15 protein-coding genes are annotated in these 19,811 nt (G+C 71.2%); 8 read left to right on the top strand and 7 right to left on the bottom strand.

Annotated features, from left to right (window positions below; translation table 11 throughout):
- Window positions 1-5: 5 nt before the first annotated feature.
- Window positions 6-905, bottom strand: a complete 900-nt coding sequence (locus WMF46_RS28655) for a hypothetical protein (protein ID WP_437980108.1) — start codon at window positions 903-905, stop codon at window positions 6-8.
- Between the two features lie 174 nt (window positions 906-1,079).
- Here WMF46_RS28655 and WMF46_RS28660 point away from each other — a divergent pair, with 174 nt between their 5' ends.
- Complete coding sequence (locus tag WMF46_RS28660; protein ID WP_437980109.1) at window positions 1,080-2,486, top strand: serine/threonine protein kinase; 1,407 nt, start codon at window positions 1,080-1,082, stop codon at window positions 2,484-2,486.
- A 43-nt stretch (window positions 2,487-2,529) separates the two neighbouring features.
- Here WMF46_RS28660 and yddG read toward each other — a convergent pair whose 3' ends face one another.
- The 3 genes from yddG to WMF46_RS28675 all read right to left on the bottom strand — a co-directional run bounded on the left by yddG (window position 2,530) and on the right by WMF46_RS28675 (window position 5,481).
- On the bottom strand, window positions 2,530-3,525 hold the full coding sequence (gene yddG / locus WMF46_RS28665) for an aromatic amino acid exporter YddG (RefSeq protein WP_437980110.1): 996 nt from the start codon (window positions 3,523-3,525) through the stop codon (window positions 2,530-2,532).
- Between the two features lie 139 nt (window positions 3,526-3,664).
- The gene (locus tag WMF46_RS28670; RefSeq protein WP_437980111.1) at window positions 3,665-4,465 is read right to left on the bottom strand and encodes a helix-turn-helix domain-containing protein; all 801 of its coding nucleotides are present in this window, start codon (window positions 4,463-4,465) and stop codon (window positions 3,665-3,667) included.
- 164 nt (window positions 4,466-4,629) lie between these two features.
- On the bottom strand, window positions 4,630-5,481 hold the full coding sequence (locus tag WMF46_RS28675; RefSeq protein ID WP_437980112.1) for a matrixin family metalloprotease: 852 nt from the start codon (window positions 5,479-5,481) through the stop codon (window positions 4,630-4,632).
- 495 nt (window positions 5,482-5,976) lie between these two features.
- On the opposite strand from WMF46_RS28675, the gene WMF46_RS28680 reads away from it, so the two are divergent.
- The 6 genes from WMF46_RS28680 (at window position 5,977) to WMF46_RS28705 (ending at window position 13,188) form a co-directional block, all read left to right on the top strand.
- Window positions 5,977-7,491, top strand: coding sequence for a hypothetical protein (locus WMF46_RS28680; RefSeq protein WP_437980113.1), 1,515 nt, complete (start codon window positions 5,977-5,979; stop codon window positions 7,489-7,491).
- A gap of 63 nt (window positions 7,492-7,554) precedes the next feature.
- Window positions 7,555-8,382 (top strand): TIGR02452 family protein, encoded by an 828-nt coding sequence (locus WMF46_RS28685; RefSeq protein WP_437980114.1) that lies wholly within the window; start codon window positions 7,555-7,557, stop codon window positions 8,380-8,382.
- A 203-nt stretch (window positions 8,383-8,585) separates the two neighbouring features.
- Window positions 8,586-10,247 carry a serine hydrolase domain-containing protein gene (locus WMF46_RS28690; RefSeq protein WP_437980115.1) on the top strand — a complete coding sequence of 554 codons (1,662 nt, stop codon included), beginning with the start codon at window positions 8,586-8,588 and terminating at the stop codon, window positions 10,245-10,247.
- A 96-nt stretch (window positions 10,248-10,343) separates the two neighbouring features.
- Window positions 10,344-11,606 (top strand): glucose-1-phosphate adenylyltransferase, encoded by a 1,263-nt coding sequence (locus tag WMF46_RS28695; protein ID WP_437850351.1) that lies wholly within the window; start codon window positions 10,344-10,346, stop codon window positions 11,604-11,606.
- Between the two features lie 163 nt (window positions 11,607-11,769).
- Entirely contained in the window at window positions 11,770-12,804 is a 1,035-nt protein-coding gene (locus WMF46_RS28700) for an aspartate-semialdehyde dehydrogenase (RefSeq protein ID WP_437980116.1), read from the top strand.
- A 9-nt stretch (window positions 12,805-12,813) separates the two neighbouring features.
- Complete coding sequence (locus WMF46_RS28705; protein WP_437980117.1) at window positions 12,814-13,188, top strand: DUF4406 domain-containing protein; 375 nt, start codon at window positions 12,814-12,816, stop codon at window positions 13,186-13,188.
- 61 nt (window positions 13,189-13,249) lie between these two features.
- Here WMF46_RS28705 and WMF46_RS28710 read toward each other — a convergent pair whose 3' ends face one another.
- Complete coding sequence (locus WMF46_RS28710) at window positions 13,250-14,257, bottom strand: hypothetical protein (RefSeq protein WP_437980118.1); 1,008 nt, start codon at window positions 14,255-14,257, stop codon at window positions 13,250-13,252.
- Window positions 14,258-14,888: 631 nt separating this feature from the next.
- On the opposite strand from WMF46_RS28710, the gene WMF46_RS28715 reads away from it, so the two are divergent.
- Window positions 14,889-16,361 (top strand): right-handed parallel beta-helix repeat-containing protein, encoded by a 1,473-nt coding sequence (locus WMF46_RS28715; RefSeq protein WP_437980119.1) that lies wholly within the window; start codon window positions 14,889-14,891, stop codon window positions 16,359-16,361.
- 91 nt (window positions 16,362-16,452) lie between these two features.
- On the opposite strand, the gene WMF46_RS28720 is transcribed toward WMF46_RS28715, so the two are convergent.
- Window positions 16,453-18,198: a glycoside hydrolase family 5 protein gene (locus WMF46_RS28720; RefSeq protein ID WP_437980120.1), complete on the bottom strand. Its 1,746-nt coding sequence runs from the start codon at window positions 18,196-18,198 to the stop codon at window positions 16,453-16,455.
- 676 nt (window positions 18,199-18,874) lie between these two features.
- On the bottom strand, window positions 18,875-19,621 hold the full coding sequence (locus WMF46_RS28725; protein WP_437980121.1) for a TVP38/TMEM64 family protein: 747 nt from the start codon (window positions 19,619-19,621) through the stop codon (window positions 18,875-18,877).
- Between the last annotated feature and the right edge of the window lie 190 nt (window positions 19,622-19,811).

The following is a 19,811-nucleotide window of genomic DNA, read 5'->3' on the forward strand; positions in this document are numbered from 1 at the left end:
CGCTCCTAGGGGCCGGCCGGCAAGAACGTGGTAACCACCTGGTCCGTGCGCACATAAGGGTTGACCGGATAGTTCGTGACACACCCCCTGAAGTAGCCAGCCGTGGCGTCCGTCCCGTTGCACATGGCGTTGCATGAGCCCCAGATGACCAGAGAGCCACACTGCTGCCAAGTGACCTCGCCGGTCGTCGGGTTGGTCTCGACGTGGCCGGCCGCGCAATCGCGCTGCACTTGGCGCGCCCGAACGTAGCCCACCGAATCGTAGCAGGCCCCCACATAGGGCGTCGGGGCGAACAGGTTGCCCCAGAACGCGCCCTCTCGCACCGGATAGGCCGCGCGCTCCGCCGCAGTCGACGCCATCTCGTTGTTGCGCAGGGAGATGTTCACCGAAACGCCGTACCAGTTTACCCGCGCGGCGAGGCAGGCCGAGATCTGATGCTGGACATATGTATCGTTGCCGATGGGGCTGCTCGCCCACCAGTGCGCGTAGCCGAGGTCGCCGCGGTACACCTCCGAGTGGGCGACCCCGCTGCTGTCGGTCCATGAAAACGAGAACGTCTGGTCGGCGCGCAGCGAACAGCTCACGATGTAGCGCAGGAGATCCCTCGACAGGGCGCCGCTCGATCCCGGATCCTTGATGGCCGCAAGCGCGCTCGGAGCCATCGAGCTCGGACTCAGCCTTTTCGAGGTCAGCCAGCTTGGGCTCAGCCCGCTTGGGCTCAGCCCGTTCGGGTGCAGCGCGTTCGGGTGCAGCGCGTTCAGGAGGACGCCGTTCGTGGAAATGAGCTCGCTCTCGGCTTCCCCGACGAGCTCCTCCGCCTGCTCGTCGATCTCGGCGCCGATGCAGGCAGCGGTAAGCAGAGGTAATGCGAAGACCGCGACACTTCGTGCACAGCAAAGAACCATGACGGTCCCCCTTTTCATCGCCGCGATTTGGCGTTTAAGGTCGAGTAGCCGCAAAGTTTAAGTTACCATTTCGAAATGCTTCTGCATAGCGCTTTAGTAAAGGATGCGTTCGATCGGGAGAGCGCGCTGACGGCAGGGCTGTAACGCGCCGCGATGGACGGCGCGGAGGGGCAGATGAGCGACGACGAGGACGAGACCAGGCCGTTTTCGGATTTCGAGAGGTCGGCCGCGCGCAGCGAGTTCCCGCCGGGCACCCTGGCGGGCGAGTACATCCTCGAAGGATTCATCGCGCGTGGCGGCTGCGGCGTGGTCTACGGGGCGAGGCACGCCCAATCGGGCAGACCCGCCGCGGTCAAGGTGCTGAGCGAGGCGGTGGCCCACTCTCGCCGCGTGGTCGATCGGTTCGCACGCGAGATCGACGTGCTGCGGTCGATCTCCCACCCCAACATCGTGGAAATCTATGCAGTAGGTGAGCTGAACAACTATCAGCCATTCTATGTCATGGAGCGCCTCGAGGGCCAGACGCTCGACGCACTGATCCGGTCCCAGACGCGGCTCACGCCGCGCGAGACCCTGGAACTGATGGAGCCTGTGTGCGCAGCGCTAGCAGCCGCGCACACAGCGGGCATCGTTCACAGGGATGTGAAAGCGAGCAACATCTTCATCTGCTCGAGCCCGCCACGTGCCGTCAAGCTGCTCGATTTCGGAATCGCAAAGATGATGGCGCCCGAGGAGGGGTCGACATGGCTCACCACCGCCGGACGTATGCCCGGGACACCATCCATCATGGCCCCAGAGCAGATCCTCGGCGGTCCTATCGATGCGCGGGTGGACGTCTATGCGCTAGGCGTCCTCCTTCATCGCATGCTGGTGGGCCGGTTGCCGTTCCACACACACGACATGGACGAGATGGTGCGGAAGCACCTGGAGGAACAGCCGCTGCCCCCGAGCCTGCGGGTCCCGCTGCCCATCGAGCTCGACGCGGTGGTGCTGAGGTGCATGGAGAAGCGGCGGGAGCGGCGCTTTGGCTCGGTCGAGGAGCTGATGCGCGCGCTCAGGGACGCCATCGGCGGGCCCGCGTCGGGCATGCCGAGCGGGCCCGACCCGACGCACCCCGCGGTGGCGGTCTACCTGGAGGTCCGGACCCGCGGCGACGCCGGCGAGCTCGACGACGCGCTGACCTTCGACATCGGTCGGGTGCTCGACATCGCCGAGTCGCAGCTCTCGCGCGCAGGCTTCATCCTCGCGTCGATCACCGGCAACGAGGTGCTCGGCGTTCGCCTCCTCCCGGCAAACGCAGCCGAGGCGCTACGGGAGCGGCGCGCGGCGATCGAGCTCGCGACCGCCGTGCATCGGGCGCTGGCCCAGCGACCGGAAGCGGACCCGCGCGTGCACGTCAACGTGTGCGTGCACGCGGACGACGTGCAGGCCCGCCTCTCGCCGCAGCCCGAGATCACCGGGGGCGCGCTCATGTGCGCGGGGCACTGGGCTCCGGCCGACGACGTGCAGGGGGTGTTCGCGACGCCGAGCGCGAACGCGGGCCTGCTGGACGACGAGCCGACCCCCACACGCCGCGCGTAGCCACGAGCCGCACCGAAAGAGAGCGCCCTCGATCGCGGGCGCGTCAGCGCGGCGATCGAGGGCAAGTGATCCAGCGTGCGAACGTCGACAGCCCGCGGGTGCCGGTGCTGACGTTCGCCGCGGGCGCGGTCGACACGAGGCCGCCGACAGCCACGAGGGCGCAGGCGGCGAGCAGCTGGGCGCTCGCCTCGGCGTGGCCGGCGACGCAGAGCAGCAGCGTCGAGAGGATCGGCGCGCCGTAGGACAGCACCCCGAGCTGCGGCACGTCGCCGTGCTTCGTCGCGTGATCCCACGCGAAGAACGCGACCCCCACGGGGCCCAGCCCGAGCGCGAGCAGGCCGAGCGCCTCTCCGGCCGTCGGCACGACCGTGCGCTCGAACGCGAGGTGCCCGGCCAGGCCCAGGGCGGCCGTCGCGGCGCAGGAGCCTGCGATGGCGTCGGCAGGGACCTCGGCGAAGCGGCGCTGGAGCACCGAGTACGTCGACCAGAGGAGCGCGCAGCCGAGCGCGGCCAGGTAACCGGGCGTGTGTGTGGCGCTCAGGCGGACGGCGTCCCCGCCGGCGACGAGCGTCCAGACGCCCGCGAGCCCGAGCAGCGCCCCGACCACGTGCCTGCGGCGCAGGCGACCGCCGGGGAGCGCCGCCGAGAGCAGGACGATGAGCAGCGGCCACAGGTACGAGATGACGCTGACCTGCACGGGCGGCGCGGCGGAGAGCGCATAGAAATAGAGGGCGTGATAACCGAACAGGCCGCCCACGCCGAGGATCCAGCTGCCGAGCGGCTGGCGCAGCGCGCCGAGGCCGCCCCCGCCGCGCCGGGCGAGCCGCGCCGCGCCGAGGAGCGCCGCGACAGCGAAGGTCGACGAGAGCACCTGGAGCGGCGGCAACCTGCGCACCGAGGTCGAGAGCAGGGCGAGGCTGCCCCAGAGCCCGATCGCCGCGACGCCCGCCAGGGTGGCGGCTCGCCGCGAGGGGCGCGCCGCTGGCGTCGCTGCCATCGCTGCGTCCGACAGGGCGGCGCCGTGGGTCGTGTCCGACATGGCGCCGAGCATGGCGCGCCGGCCGGCCGCCGTCTTGGCTCAGGCTCCGCCGTCCTGTGCCGGGACTCCGGGCTCGCGCCCCAGCGACATTCGCCCGCGCCCGGGCTCGCTGCGCCTGGGCTGCGCGCCCGCGGCCCGGCTACGCTCGCCCGCGCCGCGGCTCGCCCCGACGCTCGGCCCGGACCGCGCGACGCAGGGCCGCCGGGGTCACGCCGCGGCGGCGCCGAAGGCTGCGGGTCAGGCAGCTCTGGTCGGCGTAGCCGCAGCGGATCGCGATCTCCGCGATCCCGAGCTCGGTGCGGGACAGCAGGTCGGTCGCGCGCGCGAGGCGCAGATCCGCGATGCGCTCCTGCACCGTCGTCCCGAGGACCGTGCGGAACAGATGGTGGAGGTGCCCCGGGCTCAGCTCCGCCCGGGCAGCCACGTCGGCGACGGTGAGCGGCTCGTGCGCGTGGTCCTCGAGGAAGCGCAGCGCGCGGCGCAGCTTCTCCGGGGCGCGCGTCAGGCCGAGCGCGCCGAGCGCGCCGCGCGCCCCGCGCTCGGCCAGCGTGAGCACGAGCAGCCCCGCCCACTGCCGGCGCAGCGCGACCGAGCCGCCCCGGTCGAGCTCGTCCGCCGCGGTCCGGACCAGGTGCGCAGCAGCGGCGTCGAGGGCGATCGACCCGCCGGCGATCCGCTCGAACCACGGCGCGGCGCCGAGAGCTTCCGCGGAGGCGGGCGGCACATCGATGACGAGGAAGCGATTCCGGTCCGGCGCCGCGAAAGCGTGGCGGGTGTCGCACGGGACGAGAGCCCCCGAGAGGCCGGATGCCATGAGCTCTCGACCGTCCATCGAGAGGGCTAACGCGCCTTCCAGAGGCAAGACCAGCTGGTGGTGCGCGTGGCGGTGCGCGACCACCTCGGCCGAGTATCGCCGGACGTCGAGCTCGACCTCATCCATGGCGCGCCATGATCTCACGCGCGGCGCGCGCGCGCCATGGGCCCTCGGACTCCCCACCGCGCCAGCGCTCCCGCCGGCGCGGCGCGCCGGACGTAGCGCGCGCGGGACGCAGCGCGCGCGGGACGCAGCGCGCGCGGGACGCAGCGCGCGCCGCGGGGCGGAGCTCACCGGCAGGGCGGGCCGTACAGGGCCGCGGCGCCGCGCGCGTCGTGCTCCGTCAGGTCGAGGTCGCCCCAGTTCGTGCCGTTGCACCACGGATAGTGCATCACCGAGCCCGCGTCGTACGGCGTCAGGGCGCGCCAGCCGTCGTCCTCGAAGCAGGCGCCCGCCTCGGGCCGCGTGTGCTCGTGCCGGAACCCGAGCGCGTGGCCGAGCTCGTGCCGCAGGACGCCCGTGAGCGTCCAGAGATCGAGCGGGCCGAGGGCGGCCGAGTCGATGAGGAGATTGCGCGCGCGGCGCGAGCTGTCAGGGAAGAACGCGCGCGCGTAGTACGGCTGCCCCTCGACCGGGCGCACGTCGAAGACGACCCTCTTGTTGCGCGCATCACACGCGCCGTCCTGGTCCGCCCTGTGAACGAAGCGGACGTCCGCAACCTCCCCCCACGCCGCGGCGGCGCTCTCCATCGCGGAGACCACCGCGCCATGGTCGTCACCGAACGCCTCGCTCACGCAGTAGCTGAGGTTCCGCTTCTCCCTGTCGCTCCACCGGACGTCCCTTCCGCGGCTCTGGTCGACGATGAGCGCTCCGCGCTGGACGTGGCGCTCATAGAACCCCTCGAGCCCGTCGAGGCCCTCGACGGGAATGTCGCCATCGACGATGTAGATGCCGCTCTCCGGCTCACGATAGGTGCGAGCCTCGAACTCGTCGAAGCTCACCTCCGTATCACCGACCTGCTCGGAGATCTCCTCTCCCGCAGGCGCGCCGGCGGCGCACCCGGCCGACGCGAGCGACAGGACGAGGAGGCCGAGCGTGCCATGGAGGAGACCACGAGATTCCGTAGACAGATGACTCATCATACAAGTACCTCTCGTTCATGCCTTTCCCTCTCGGGTCAGGCGAGGGCGCGCAGCGCCGCAGTGAGCTCCGCCGGACGGCGCCACGGGACCTCCACGGCGGGTCGGACCGACTCGACTGCTGGTACTGACGCGGATGGCGTCCGGTTTCGGTGTCCGATATTGGCAAGCGACGTGCCGCATGCGCGATGGCGTGACTTCGCGGTCCAGAGGTCAAGCGCGGAGCGATGGAGTCCACACCTGCGCAGCGGGTGCTTGCGCACCTGTGCAAGGACTTGCGTATCGAGATCGAAGCAGCGCGCCCCGCCGGGACCGGATCGAGGCGGTGGATCGATGGGGCTTCGTCCCGCCGTCGTGCTGGTTCCATCGCGCGAGCAGCGTCGAGCGTCGTGATCGTGCGCCGCGCGCGGCCGGAGCGGCGTACGGCGCGACGGCCTTCAATCGGGGGCTTGACGGCACGGCGCGAACAGAAAATCGTGGCATCCCCTCGACCAGGCCATGGAACGTACCGGCGCGCGATTCCCGTGGGCTCATTGGGCCTATGGAGTGACGGTCTTCACGCTGACGCTCCTCGCGGCGGTGCCCTTCTGGCTGACCGACCTCCTGCCGATGATGGATTACCCACCGTTCCTTACGTTCGTCCGAGCGTTCCAGGACCACGGGGATCCCGCCTCGCCCTTTCACGGCACCTACACGACAGGATGGCCCATCGCGCCGCTCGTCCTGCCGATCTTCCTCGCGCGGGCGATCGCGGCCGTGAGCTCCATCGAGATCGCGGGCAAGGTCCTCCTCACCGCGTACACCGTCGCCCTGCCCGCCGCCTCGATGCTCCTCCTCCGCGTGCTCCGGCGGGATCGCTGGTGCGTGCTGCTCGTCTTCCCCCTCGTGCACTCGTACTGGGTGAGCGGCGGCTTCTTCGCGTTCGCGACGGCCCCTCCGCTCGTCGTGCTGGGCCTGGCCGTCGCCGTGCGATGGCTCGATCGCCCGACCCCGCGCCTCGGCGTCGGCCTCGCCGCGATCGCTGTCGCCCTGCTCCTGTGGCACGCGCTCGCGCTGGCCCAGCTCCTCCTCGACGTCGCGCTGCTCTGGGCGCTCTGGCGGGCGCCGGGGCCGCGGGAGCGATGGCGGGCGCTGCTCCCGCTCACGCCGTCGCTCGCCCTGTTCGCCGTCTGGGTGGGCAGGTCGGTGCTCACGAGGCCCTCCGGCGCCCCGGTCCCCGGCCCTGTCGCGGCGTGGCCGCCCTTCTTCGAGAACGCAGCGCAGCTCCCCGAGCTCGTCGGGGTCCTCCTCCCGATCTCGGTCGGCTACGTGCTCCTCTTCGCGCTGCTCGTCGTCGCCGGCGCCACCGCTGAGCCCGCCGCGCCCCACGCGTCGCCCGAGTCCCCGACCGCCCGGTACCGGGTCCCGAACGCGTTCGCCGTGCTCGCGCTCGCCAGCGTGGTCTGTCACCTGGTCCTCCCCTCGTATTGCCTCGGGGTCGAGGGGATCAACAACCGGCACCCCTGGATGGCCGCGCTGCTCTTCACCTTCGCCTGGAGCCTGCCGGCGCGCCCCGCGCCGAGAGCGGGCCTCCTCGCCTCGATGGCGATCGGCGGCGGCGCCCTGCTCCTCCACCTCTGCGGGCGCTTCGCCGACTTCCATCGAGAGACGGTCGGCGCCTCCCGGCTCATCGACAGGCTCTCTCACGGCCAAACGCTGCTGGCGCCCCTCGACGCGTGGGGGGCGACGGAGGCGTTCCCCGTCAAGCCGCTCCGCGCAATCCAGGAGATCGCCACGGTGCGCCACGGCGGCCTGCCGAACAGCTCCTATGCAGGCTACGGGATGAACTTCATTCAGTACGTGGGCGGCAAGAACCCGATGCCAGGGCTCGGCCCGAGCTGGCTCCGCCACCCGGAGCTCACGAGGTTCGACTACGTGCTGCTGCGCTCGCCCTCGCCCGCGCTGCTCGCCCACGAGCGGCTCGAGCTCGCCGCGCGCGACGGTCAGTGGGCGCTCTTCTCCGTGCGACGCTGACGCGGCGCAGGGCGGGGCGCGTTTCGCTGGACGAGCGGCCGCGGCTCGCCAATCCTTGAGCGCATGAAGCTGACCAGCATCGCCGCAGAGACCGTGCAGATCGCGAGTCGCGGCGAGTACATCGCGCCCTCGGGCGCGACCGTTCGCATCCGCGACCGCGTGCTCGCCGCGGTGAAGGGCACCGTGCTTTACCGGCCCGGATCACTCGACGCCTGGGAGCCGAAGGAGCGCCTCGACGCCCCGGCGGCGATCGAGGTCACCGGCGAGACCACGGGGGCGGCGGGGCGGCGGCTCATCGAGCAGGAGGGCCAGGCCCGCGTCATGGCCCTCAACTTCGCTTCCGCCAAGAACCCCGGGGGCGGGTTCCTGCGCGGGGCCAAGGCCCAGGAGGAGGACCTCGCCAGGTGCTCGGCGCTGTACGCGTCGCTCGTCGAGCAGCGCGAGTACTACGACCAGAACCGCGCCTGCGGGAGCTTTCTCTATACCGACCACATCATCTACTCGCCGGACGTGCCGTTCTTCCGCGACGAGCAGCACGCCCTGCTGGACCGGCCGTTCGCGCTGTCGATCATCACGGCGCCGGCGCCGAACGCCGGCGAGGCGTTCCAGCGCGACGACGCCACGGACCAGGAGATCCGGGCCGCCCTGGAGCGCCGCGCGGACATGGTGCTCGCCGCGGCGGGCGCGCACGGGCACCGGTGCCTTGTCCTCGGGGCGTGGGGGTGCGGCGTCTTCCGCAACGATCCGCGCGAGGTCGCCGACGTCTTCGCCCGGTGCCTCGAGCGCCCGCGCTTCCGCGGCGCGTTCTCGCGCGTGGTGTTCGCGGTGTACGACCGGGGCGCCGATCGGCCGAACTACCGGGCCTTCCAGGAGCGGTTCGCGCAGGCGTAGGCGCGCACTGCCGCCGGCGCCTCCGATCCCGCGCGCGCCGTCATGGCCCCGCGCGGATCACACGGTGGGATCCCCACCCCGGAGCTGCGTGGACGTCGCGCTCCCCGCCTACCTCCACCGCTACAATCGAGGACTGACCCCTTCCACCGGGTCCGTTTCGAATTGTCGGGTCGCGATCGAAGAGCGAGAGTCATGGCTCCGACGTGAGGACGATCGACGACAGGCTCGCCGCGCTCCTCGCCGCGGCCGTCTTCTCCGCGTCACCCCTGCTCCTCTGCGGGTGCGCATCGCCCGCGCCCGCGCCGCGGGCCGTCGCGCAGGGGGCCGCGGCGCCGCTCGACCAGCGCTTCGCCAGCGAGCCCGCGCCGACGCCGCGCTTCCCCGATCCGGAGCGCGGGCGGAAGCTCCGCGCGGCGGCGGCCGACGTGCAGGCGCTCGCGCGGCGCGCCGCGGAGAGGGAGCGCTTGCCGGCGCTCGCGCTCGGCGTCGTCATCGACGAGGAGCTCGCGATCCAGGCGGTGCTCGGCGTGCGGGACGCCGCGGCGGGCGGAGCGGTCGACGAGCACACGCGCTTCCGCGTCGGCTCCGTCACCAAGCCGCTGACCGCGGCGGCGATACTGCGGCTCCGGGACGAAGGGCGGCTGTCGATCGACGCCCCGGCGGCGCGCTACCTGCCGGCGCTCACCGGCGTCGTCTACCCGACGCGCGACGCGCGGCAGATCACCGTCCGCGACCTGCTCACGCACAGCTCCGGCCTGCCGCGGCTCGGCGTGTTTCCCCCCGCGTCGACGTCGCGCGACGTCACCGAGCGGGAGATCCTGGCCACGCTCGACGGCTTCGGGCTCGAGAGCGCGCCGGGCACCGCGACGTCCTACTCGAACCTCGGCTATTCGCTCCTCGGGCTGGTCGTCGCGCGCGCCGCCGGCGTGCCGTACCGGCGCTACATGAGCGACGCGGTGCTCGGGCCGCTCGGCATGCGCGACGCCGCCTGGGACCCGTCGCAGGTGCCGCCCGACGCGCTCGCCTCGCCCCACGCGCGCGGCGTCGACGGCGGCGCCGTGGCGCCGATCCAGCCCTGGCGGCTCGGGGCCTCCGAGGCGACCGCGGGGCTCTACGCGAGCCTCGCCGACATGGGTCGCTTCGTCGGGTTCGAGCTCGCCGCCTGGCCCGCGCGCGACGCGCCCGAGACGGGGGCCCTGCGGCGGAGCACGGTGCGCGAGTCGCACCTGATGGCGCGCAACGGCTCGGCGTTCCCGACCGCCGGCGGCGACGACGGCCCCGGGCTGGGCTGGCACGTGCGCGAGGACTGCGACCTCGGCCACATGGTCTTCCACAACGGCCTGATCGACGGCTTCTCCGCGTCGGTGATGATCCTCCCGCAGCGGGGCGTCGGCGTCGTCGCGCTCGCCAACGTCGCCGGCGCCGATCTCGAGTCGCTCAACGCGGACGTGCTCGGCCGGCTCGCGGCGACCGGCGCCATGGCGGCGCGCGTCGTCCCGCCCTCCCCGCCCGTGCGCCGCGCCGCCCAGGCCGTCGCCTCGATCATCGGCCGCGCGCGCACGGGGGCGCTCGATCGCAGGCTCAGGCCCGGCTGGTTCCCGGAGGCTCACCTCGCCTCCCTGCGAAAGGCGCTGCGCGACGCCGGCGCGCGGGTGGGGGCGTGCGCGCTCGACGGCTCCGCCGTCGTGGAGAGCGCCACGGCGGCGCGCTTCGGCCTGCGCTGCGAGCGCGGCGCGCTCTCGCTGGCCGTGCGTGTCGACACCTCGCCGGACGCGCGGATCACGTCGCTCAGCGTGGAGGAGCAGACGGGGGCTATCGCCCGGGAAGCCCCCGCCCCGAGCGACCGCCCAGCCCGCTGCCGCTGAGCGATCTGCAGCCCGGTGGGTTCGCCACTCCTGCTAGTGTAACCGCGCCCATCGTCCCGGGCGTCGAACCGTCCCCCTCACCTCGCGGAGACCCGCTTGAAGCACAACGACGTGGTGGTTTTGATCCTCGGCGGAGGCGTAGGAAGCCGCCTCTACCCGCTCACCAAGCTGCGCTCGAAGCCAGCCGTCCCGACCGGCGGCAAGTACCGGCTGGTCGACATCCCGATCAGCAACTGCCTCAACTCGGGCTTCAACCGCATCCACATCCTCACGCAGTTCAACTCGGTCTCGCTCCACAACCACATCACGCAGACGTACCGATTCGACGTCTTCTCCGCCGGCGCGGTGCAGATCCTCGCGGCCGAGCAGACGCCGACCCACAGCGACTGGTACCAGGGCACCGCCGACGCCGTCCGCAAGCAGCTCGTCGAGGTGAAATCGCCGAACCCGCGGGACGTCATGATCCTCTCGGGCGATCACCTCTACCGCATGGACTACGAGCCCTTCCTCGAGCACCACCGCGAGACCCGGGCCGACGTCACGCTCGCCGTCCGCCCCGTCCCGACGGCCGAGGTGTCGCGCCTCGGCATCGTGGACACCGACGACACCGGGCGAGTGGTCAAGTTCGTCGAGAAGCCGAAGGACATGAAGCTGCTCGACAACGTGCGGCAGCTGCCCGATCCGGCGAACCCGTGGCTCGCCTCGATGGGCGTCTACATCTTCAGCGCGAAGGCGCTCTACGAGATGCTCGAGCACGACAACGCCTCCGACTTCGGCAGCCACATCCTCCCCCGGGCGCTCGACACCCACCGGATGATGACCTACACGTTCGACGGGTACTGGGAGGACATCGGCACGATCCGCAGCTACTACGAGGCCAGCCTCGCGCTCACCGACTCCGATCCTCCGTTCTCGTTCTACGACCCGCAGCGGCCGATCTACACGCGCCCGCAGTTCTTCCCCCCGGCCCACGTCACCGCCGGCTCGGTCCTCGACCAGGTGCTCCTCGCCGAGGGGAGCCGGATCATCGAGTCGAAGATCTCCCGGTCGGTCGTCGGGCAGCTCTCCTCCATCGGGCCCCACGTCTCCATGTCGAACACGGTCATGATGGGCGCGGACTACGAGTCGCTGTTCCAGGCCCACGGCCCCGAGAGCACGAGGGGTCTGCCGCCCATCGGCATCGGCCGGGGGTGCACGATCGACGGCGCGATCATCGACAAGAACGCGCGCATCGGCGACGGGGTGGTGATCCGCAACATCCCCGACCGGCCGGACACCGACGCCCCGTACTACGCGGCCCGGGAGGGCATCGTGGTCGTCCCGAAGAACGCCGTCGTCCCGCCGGGCACGGTCATCTGAGCGCGGGCCGCGCCCCGGCCGCCGAGGGGACGGCGGCTGGCGCGCGGGCGGAAGGGGCGCGCGGCGAGGCTAGGCCAGGCAAGGTAGCTAGGCAGAACGCCGCCGCGGCGCCCGGCCACTCGCCCCTCGTCGGCTGGGCCCCGGTCTGGTAAAGAGCGCCCTTATGCGAATCTGCATCCTCGGCGCCACGGGCCTTGTTGGCCGCGAAACCATCACCCTCATCGCGCGGGCCTGGCCCGGCGCGACGCTCGCCCTGTTCGCGAGCCGGGACCAGGAGCTCACCCTCGACGGCAAGTCGTACGAGGTGCTCAGTGCGTCGCGCCTCGAGGCGCAGGACGCCCCCCGCGGAGACCTCGCGTTCGTGGCCCTGGATGACGATCACAGCAAGCGGTACGTCCCGCGGCTCGTGGAGCTCGGGTACCGCGTGATCGACAAGAGCAACACGTACCGCGCCGACCCGAAGGTGCCGCTCGTCGTCGCCGGGGTGAACTCGAGCATCGTCGACGACTCGGTCCGGCTCGTGGCCAACCCGAACTGCACGACCATCCCGCTGATGCTCGCGCTCTCGCCCCTGCGCCGGGAGTTCGGGCTGAGCGCGGTCACGGTGAGCACGTACCAGGCGGTCAGCGGCGCCGGCATCGCCGCCCTGGACTCGTTCCTCGCGGACGCGCGCGACGGCTTCCAGGCCCTCGATCGCCTGGGCGTGCCGTTCAAGCCGTCGGGCTACGCCGGCAACACCGTCCCGCACAACGGCGGCACCGACGAGAGCGGCTTCTCCTCGGAAGAGCGGAAGCTCATCTTCGAGAGCCGCAAGATCCTGAGCATGCCGGAGCTCGGCGTCTCCGCGCAGTGCTGCCGGGTCGGCGTCGCGGTCGGCCACTACGAGAACGCGTGGGTCACGTTCGATCGCCCGGTAGATCTCGAGCGGGTCGCGGGCATCCTGAGCGATCCGGCGAAGTCGCCCTTCGTGAAGCACCTCCCCGGCGCCGCCGGCGAGGGCCTGAGCGCGCTCCACTGCGTGCAGGACCGAGACCTCGCGCTGGTCGGGCGGATCCGCCCCGATCACCGGGACCGCGACCGGAAGAGCGTGTGCCTGACCGTTGTCGGGGACAACCTTCGGCTCGGCGCGGCCACCAACGCGGTCCGCGCCGCGACGCGCTGGTTCCCGAGCGCCGATCGCGACCTGCAGGCCCCCTGACGGCAGACGATGCAACCCACCCAGCCCCTCATGATCCTCGTCGCCGGGCCCTATCGCTCCGGCACGGGGGATGATCCGGTCCTGATCGCGGCCAACGTTCACGCGATGAACGACATGGCCGTGCGCCTCTTCCGGGCGGGCCACCTCCCGGTCCTCGGCGAATGGTTCGCGCTGCCGCTCATCGAGCACGCCGGGTCGCGGCAGATCGGCGACGAGATCTTCAACGAGATCTTCCATCCCGTCGCCCGCCGGCTCGTCGCGCGCTGCGACGCTTGCCTGCGGATCGGCGGCCCCTCCAAGGGAGCCGACGAGATGGTCGAGCTGTCCCGCTCCATGGGCAAGCAGGTCTTCTTCAGCTTCGACGAAGTGCCGGGCTGCGGTTAGCCGCGGCGCCGCACGAGAGGCACGTGAGAGGCGCACGAGACGCCGCGGCGGCGCGGTCGCTTCAGAGCTCGGGCCCCGGCCAGCCTGCGCCGACAGGGAGCGCCTGCACGTCGGGGAACAGCATGTAAATACGCTTTCCATCCCACGTCTGCCGGTGGGGCGGCGAGGGCGCGGCCGCGGCGACGCTCGCGCGCACCGCGCGACCGAGCGCGGCTGGGCCGTCGAGCGCCTGGCTGAGCGCGGCGAGCGCCTGCGCGAGCTCGGGGAGCGAGTCGTCGCCCGACGTGCCCCGCGCGACGAGGGCGTCGACCTCGCGGCTGCGCACGCCGAAGTCCGACGGCAGCGGGTGCGCGGGCGGCGCCGTGACCGCGGCGTGGAGGAACTGGCGCTTCGCGACGCCGCCGGCCTCGCCGAAGCCCGCGACGAGCTCGAAGAGCGCCGACGCGACGCCGACGGCCGGATCGAGGCCATTGGGGTTATGGATCTGGGAGCCCCTGATCCCCAGGTCGTCGAGGTACTCGAACCCCGAATCGCTCAGCGCGGCCGATCGCTCCGTCTCCGGCAGGGGCGGCGCGACCCGCACCTCGCCGCTCTCGAAGACGATGACGCGGGCGTACGTGAAGCCCGCGTGCGGCACAGCGAGGCGCACGCGCGCGAGCTGCGCCGCGACCTCCACCGCCGCGCCGACCTCGAAGCGCGAGCCCGGAAGGTGGCCAGCGATGCCCGCCAGCGTCATCCCCGCCGCGTCGGGCCAGGGGCACACGGCGACGTGCCGCGGGAGGGCCTCCGTCTCGCCCGGCGCGCACACGCGCTCCAGCCCGAACGAGGCGGGGGCGAGGAGCGGCGGCCGCTGGCCCTCCATGCGCCGCAGATCGCCGAACAGCCAGGCGCGGTTCTCCCCGTGGTGCTCGGGCGCGAGCATCCGCGCGCCGACGAGCAGCGCGACGGTGCCCCCGGCGCGCGCGAGCCATGCCTCGGGCACGGAGAGGTGCTCGTACAGGAAGGCCTCGACGATGAGCTGCCACTCGCGGGGCGGCTCGGGAGGCAGGGGAGCGGCGGTACGGTACATGGCGGGTGCGGGGCTTCGAAGAGCAGCGCGCTCGGCCCCGGATGCACACACGAGACGGGGGAGCTCGTGAAGTAGCGTATCCAAGCCGGGAGCGCCGCGGAACACGGCAGCGGGCCGCTGCCGCCGATCGGCGAGCGCGCTGCCCGATCCGCCCTGACCGCGCGGCGCTCGGGTCGCCAGGGTCGAACGGAGCGCGGCCGCCTGGCGGGCGGCCATGAGAAGAGGATCGAGGGCGTGGCGCCCGCGACATCGACGGAGACGAAACGCGACGTCGGGTGGAGAGCGAGAAGAGAAGATTCACAGGGAGACGGGGAGGCGGGGAGGCGAGAGATGGGGATCGGTCGTGCGAGCCATCCGGCTCGCCGACGGCTTCGGGCGGCATCGCGGCGGGGCAGCTGGGGAAGCCTCGAGCCTCGATGCGGCGACGTGCAGCGCTGCAATCGTGCGCTCGCACGCGAACGACTCGTCGCCGGTCGAGAGCGGTGATTGGTCTTGCCCCTACGTCGACACCCTCCTGGCGACGGCAGTCCTGTCAACGCCCGACGCTGCCCCTCAGGGGCCAGGCGCCGGGCCCCGAGCGCGAGCGCGGATCAGGGGACGCCAATGTCTCTTTCACCGTTCGGAGCTTGGAATGAAGACTCGATTGCGCACCATCTCGACGATACCCGCGACGCTCATCGGATTGCTCATGGCAGCGGCCTGCGGCTCGGACGCCGGCGGCGACCCGGAGAGCAGCGGCGGCGGCTCGGCGACGGGGGGCTCGCCCGAAAGCGGCAGCTCAGCGACGGGGGGCTCGCCCGCGAGCGGTGGCCCTGGCGCGGGCGGCGGCGTCGCGAGCGGCGGGACGTCGGGCGCCGGCGCGGCTGGCTCGGGAGGCTCCGCCGCCACGAGCAGCACCGGCAGCGGAGGCGCGGACTCCGGCGCGGCGAGCACCGGCGGAAACGGCGCCGGAGGCGCGGGCTCCAGCGCGGCCGGCACAGGCGGGAGCGGCGCCGGAGGGGCGGGGACGGGCGGCAGCGGAGGTGGTGACGCGGCGTATCCGTGCGACGGAGACACGAGCGGCTACAACGCCGTGGTGACCCGATCCGGATCCGACTGGATCGCGCAGAACGGCGCTCGCAACGTCTACAGCGGCGGCGACATGCGGGCCGCGATGCAGGCGGCGCTCGACAGCTTGAGCTCCGGCCGCACCAGCAAGCAGAGCGTCCTGGTCCAGGGCTCCGGGACCGTGGCCGCGAGCTCGAGGCTGAACGTGCCCAGCTACACCGTGCTCAACGTCTGCGGCACGATCGAGGTCACCGGCAGCGGCTCCGGCGACAACGCGCCCATCTACGCGCGCGGCCGGACCGACATCGAGATCCCGAACGTCACGATCAGCGGCACCCCGCTCTACGCCATGTTCTTCCGCGACGTCGAGAACCTGCGCCTCGGTCATGTCGAGCTGCGCGTCTCGAGCGGCCTCGGCGTCCGCATCGACAACCATGGACGCTCCGACCGCGCCAACAAGGTGAAGAACATCGAGATCGACCATGTCTACGCCGAGGGGACCAGCTCTCACGGCGTCGAGACCTACGGCGTCGACGACATCCGCATCGGCACCGTCATCGCGCGCGACACCGGGGAATGCGGCCTCCTCCTGAACGACACGACCAACGCCGAGGTCGGGACGGTCGACGCCGTGAACGCGGGCGCGGGCACCGGCTACGCGGCGTTCCGGCTCGCCAACCGCGCGGGGCGCATCGGCAGCGGCTACCCCACCAACATCCACGTCGGCCAGGTCATCGCCCGCGGGGGCGGGCGCGGGATCTTCTGCGTGTCCGAGAGCGGGGGCGTCACGATCGACCGGATCGATCTCGCCGACACCGGCAACAACGCGATCCTGCTCGAGAACTGCCACAACGTGAACATCGCCGCCGAGTCCGGGACCATCGACGGCGGCGGCGACATCCGCCTGGCCGCACGCACCGAGTTCGCGAACTCCTCGGACATCACGATCCAGAACCTCACGATCACGGACACGGCCGTCAACGAGAACCCCTGCGCCGAGAACAGCACCTTCCGCAATCTCACCCTGGTGAACGCGCGCGACAACAGCTGCGATTAGAGCGGCATGGTGCAGAGGTGGGCTGGAGTCACAAAAGAGAACCGCCCGCGGGTCAAGGCCCGCGGGCGGTCTTCTTCGTCAGTGGCTCGGCCTACTTGAGGCGGGCCAGCATGTCGACCTTCTCCTTGTCGAGCTCCGTCCAGGTGCCCCAGCCCGACTTGTCGGCGTCGGTGTACTTGTGGCCGTAGATACCACCCGTATCACCCGACTCGGGGTTGATGGACCAGTAGGTGAAGTCCGTCATCTTCTTCTTGATGAGGTAGTCCACGTACATGTTCTGCCACTCCCAGTCGTAGCGCTTGCCGGCAGGCAGGTGCGCCCACTGCTGGGCGAGCGGCGGATCCATCTCGTTCTTCGGCCAGTCCTTCACGCCGCCGAACTCGCCGGTGAGCACGCAGAACCCGTCGTCGTGCAGGTACCCGAAGTGCTCGTCCCACTGCTTCTCCATCAACGCGACAGCCGCCGCGTTGCTCCGCTCGACGATCAGCCCGCACTTGGCCGCGGCGGCCGCCTCGTCCTCGAGCCCGACGCACTCGGGCTTGGACTGATCGACGTGCTGCTTCTGAACGAAAACGGCAGGCCCGTAGGTGTGGGGCGAGAAGCAGAGCCGATTCCTGGGGATCTGGATCGGGTAGGCCTTCTGGCCGTACAGGTTCTCACCCCAGTTCGGGTTGAGCTCGAGATCGCCGTGGGGCTCCGGCTCCAGCGTCAGGCCGGTGGCGCCCGCGGGCTGGTGGCTGCCGGACACGCCCTGGACGACCGCGATCATGTCGTCATTCTCCTCGGCGATGACGTCGTAGCACGCCTTGGCCATGTCCGCCCACTCGGGCCAGCTGTACTTCCACGGCTCGTTGAAGCAATCGATTCCGAGGATGTTGTTGATCCCGAGCTTCTTGGGCAGCTGCGCAATCGTACGGATGTCCGCGAGCCACTTGTCGTAGTTGTAGGCGTCCTCGCCCTCTTTGCAGTTGTAGTCGTCCGCCTTGTAATCGTAGTTCTCGCGGTTGCTGTCCACGTAGGGCGGGGCATCGTCGAGCCGGCCCTTGCGCCACCCGATGTGGTTCGAGCAGGAGTGGATGCCGATGAGGACGAACAGCTTGTTCTCGTTGGCCTTGACGAGGAAGTCCTCGAGCGCCTCGAGGGCGTTGGCGTACGGGTAGACCTCCTCGTCGTTGTTCCTGATCCGGGGCGTCATGGTGCTGTAGTTGCCGTCCGGGTGGTTGGCGACCAGGGTCTGCGGCGCGATGGGGAGCCGGATCGTGTTGAACTTGAGGTTCGAGCTCGTGAGCTCCTTCATCGTCTGCACGATGGTGCGCGGGGCGTTGTTATCCGCCCACCACATCGACCCGATGAAGAGCTCCATGGCGCCGGGACGCTCGAGATCGTCCTGTCCCTCGAGCCCGAACCAGTTGCCGCCGCGAACCTGGAACTCGGTGCCGCCGTCCGTCAGGCGGCCGTTCTCGCGCTTGACGCGGAACCTGCCGTTCGGCGAGTCGTCGGTGTCCGGCGTGGGGTTCGCGTCCGGGTTGCCGCTGCCGCTGCCGCTCGGGATCCCAGCGCCGGCACCGCTGGTGGTGTCGCTGCTGCCCGTCGAGCTGCCAGCGCCGCTGCCGTTGCTCGTCGGGGTGCCCGCGCCGACGCCGCTGCTCGTCGGGGTGCCCGCGCCGACGCCGCTGCTCGTCGGGGTGCCCGCGCCGACGCCAGTGCCGTTGCTCGCTCCGCCGGAGCCCGCCAGCCCACCGGTCGCCGCGGTCGAGCCGTCACCGCCGCAGGCGATGCCCACCAGACCGAGGGCGGCGAAGGAACACAAGAAGATATGGCTTCTTCGGATTCTCATAGGTTCGTTCTTTCGTTAAGCACAAATTCAGAGCACGGCGCACTGCTTCGAGCGACAATCCCCAAGGCTCGTCCGTAAGACAATCTCAGCCAGATCAACGGTTGGTCGCGCTCTACAGTCGACCCTGCGCAGAATTCGCAATCAAGCAACACCGACGGGTTGCCAACCGGGCTCGCATGTTACCCGCCACCAAACAGAGGGTCAAGACGAGACGCACCCCCCGATGCCGGGACCAAGTATCGATATGGCGGTGTTTTTCCCGCGACGGTGGATCGCAGGAGGCGCTCTCCTCCAACGGGATCCTGCAGGAACGCTGCACGAGGGGACGACCTCCACGAGACGCTTGACTTTCAAATTGCACTTGAATTGCTGAACCATCTGGGCGCCCTGCAGTCCCGCAGGGCGCGCAGCGTCATTCGATAGGTGCACAGCGTCATTCGATAGGTGCACAGCGTCATTCGATAGGTGCACAGCGTCATCCATCCTGCGCGCAGCGTCAAACTCGACGAAAGAGGGCATCGCCAGAGCTCGTCAATGGGAAAGACACGCTGAAAGGCCGCGACTCGCCACGATGCCTGTCACAGGGGCACGCAGCGCGTCGACGCGTCGACGCGCTGCTCCGGCCTTCATCGATCCTGACGGCGACGGGTGTGTGCCGGCAGCCGAGCTGCCAACGCTACTCCCCTCCTCTCCCGCGGCCCTCGCCCTCCCCTCCCGGTCTCCGCCAGCGCTCCGGCAGGCGCACGAGGAGCAGCGCGAGCCCCGGCAGAAGCACCATCCCTGCGAGCAGCAGCAGGGACGACGTGAGCCGCGCGGCCGAGGCGCCCACCGCGGCATAGGTCGCCGAGATGCCCAGGTTGGCCAGGGCCGTCACCGTGACGAACGCGCGCCAGGGCATGCGGCCCGCGCCCGCGAAGACGAGAGACGCCTCCGCGAGCACAGGGACGCCGCGGAAGAGGAGCAGGAACCAGCGGCCGTGCCGCTCGGCGGCCCGCGTCAGGCGCGCGAGCTCCGCCTCGCCCACCATCCGCTGCAAGGCCGGCGCGCCCGCGCGCGCGCCGACCAGATAACCCAGCCCCGAGCCCACCATCATGCCCGCCCAGGAGACCGCCGTCCCGCGCCAGAAGCCGAGCAGCCCGCCCGCCGCCGTGCTCACCAGGCTCGATGGCACCGGCAGGACGATATCGCCAGCGAGCAATCCGCCGAGGACGAGCGCCGTCGCAATGGGCGACGGCGGCGCCGCGAGCAGCCTTCGCGCCGCGGCCTCGAGGCTGTCGGCGAAGAGGAAGAACGGCACGAGGATGACCAGGAGGAGCAGGCCAGAGAAGCCGGCCCACCCGGGCCAGGAGCGCCGGGAGCGCGCGGTCGCGCCGGGGAGGCGTGCGCTCCCCGGAGGACGGGTCGAGTCAGACGATCGCGACATGCAGCGCTCCAGGTCCGGTGACGGGCCGGCCGCCCTGCGAGGAGGAGCGAGCCGGCCGGCCCGCGAGTATACGTCCCTCACGCGGTCCGCCCTCGGGGGAAAGAGACGCTGGTTCAGGATTTGTCCACGCACAGGGGGAGTCGGCCTGTGCGTGGACCAATTATCCAACAGCCCTGGAGGCCGCGGCGCG

The sequence above is a fragment of the Sorangium sp. So ce117 genome (assembly GCF_051524395.1).
Taxonomy (GTDB): domain Bacteria; phylum Myxococcota_A; class Polyangia; order Polyangiales; family Polyangiaceae; genus Sorangium; species Sorangium cellulosum_B.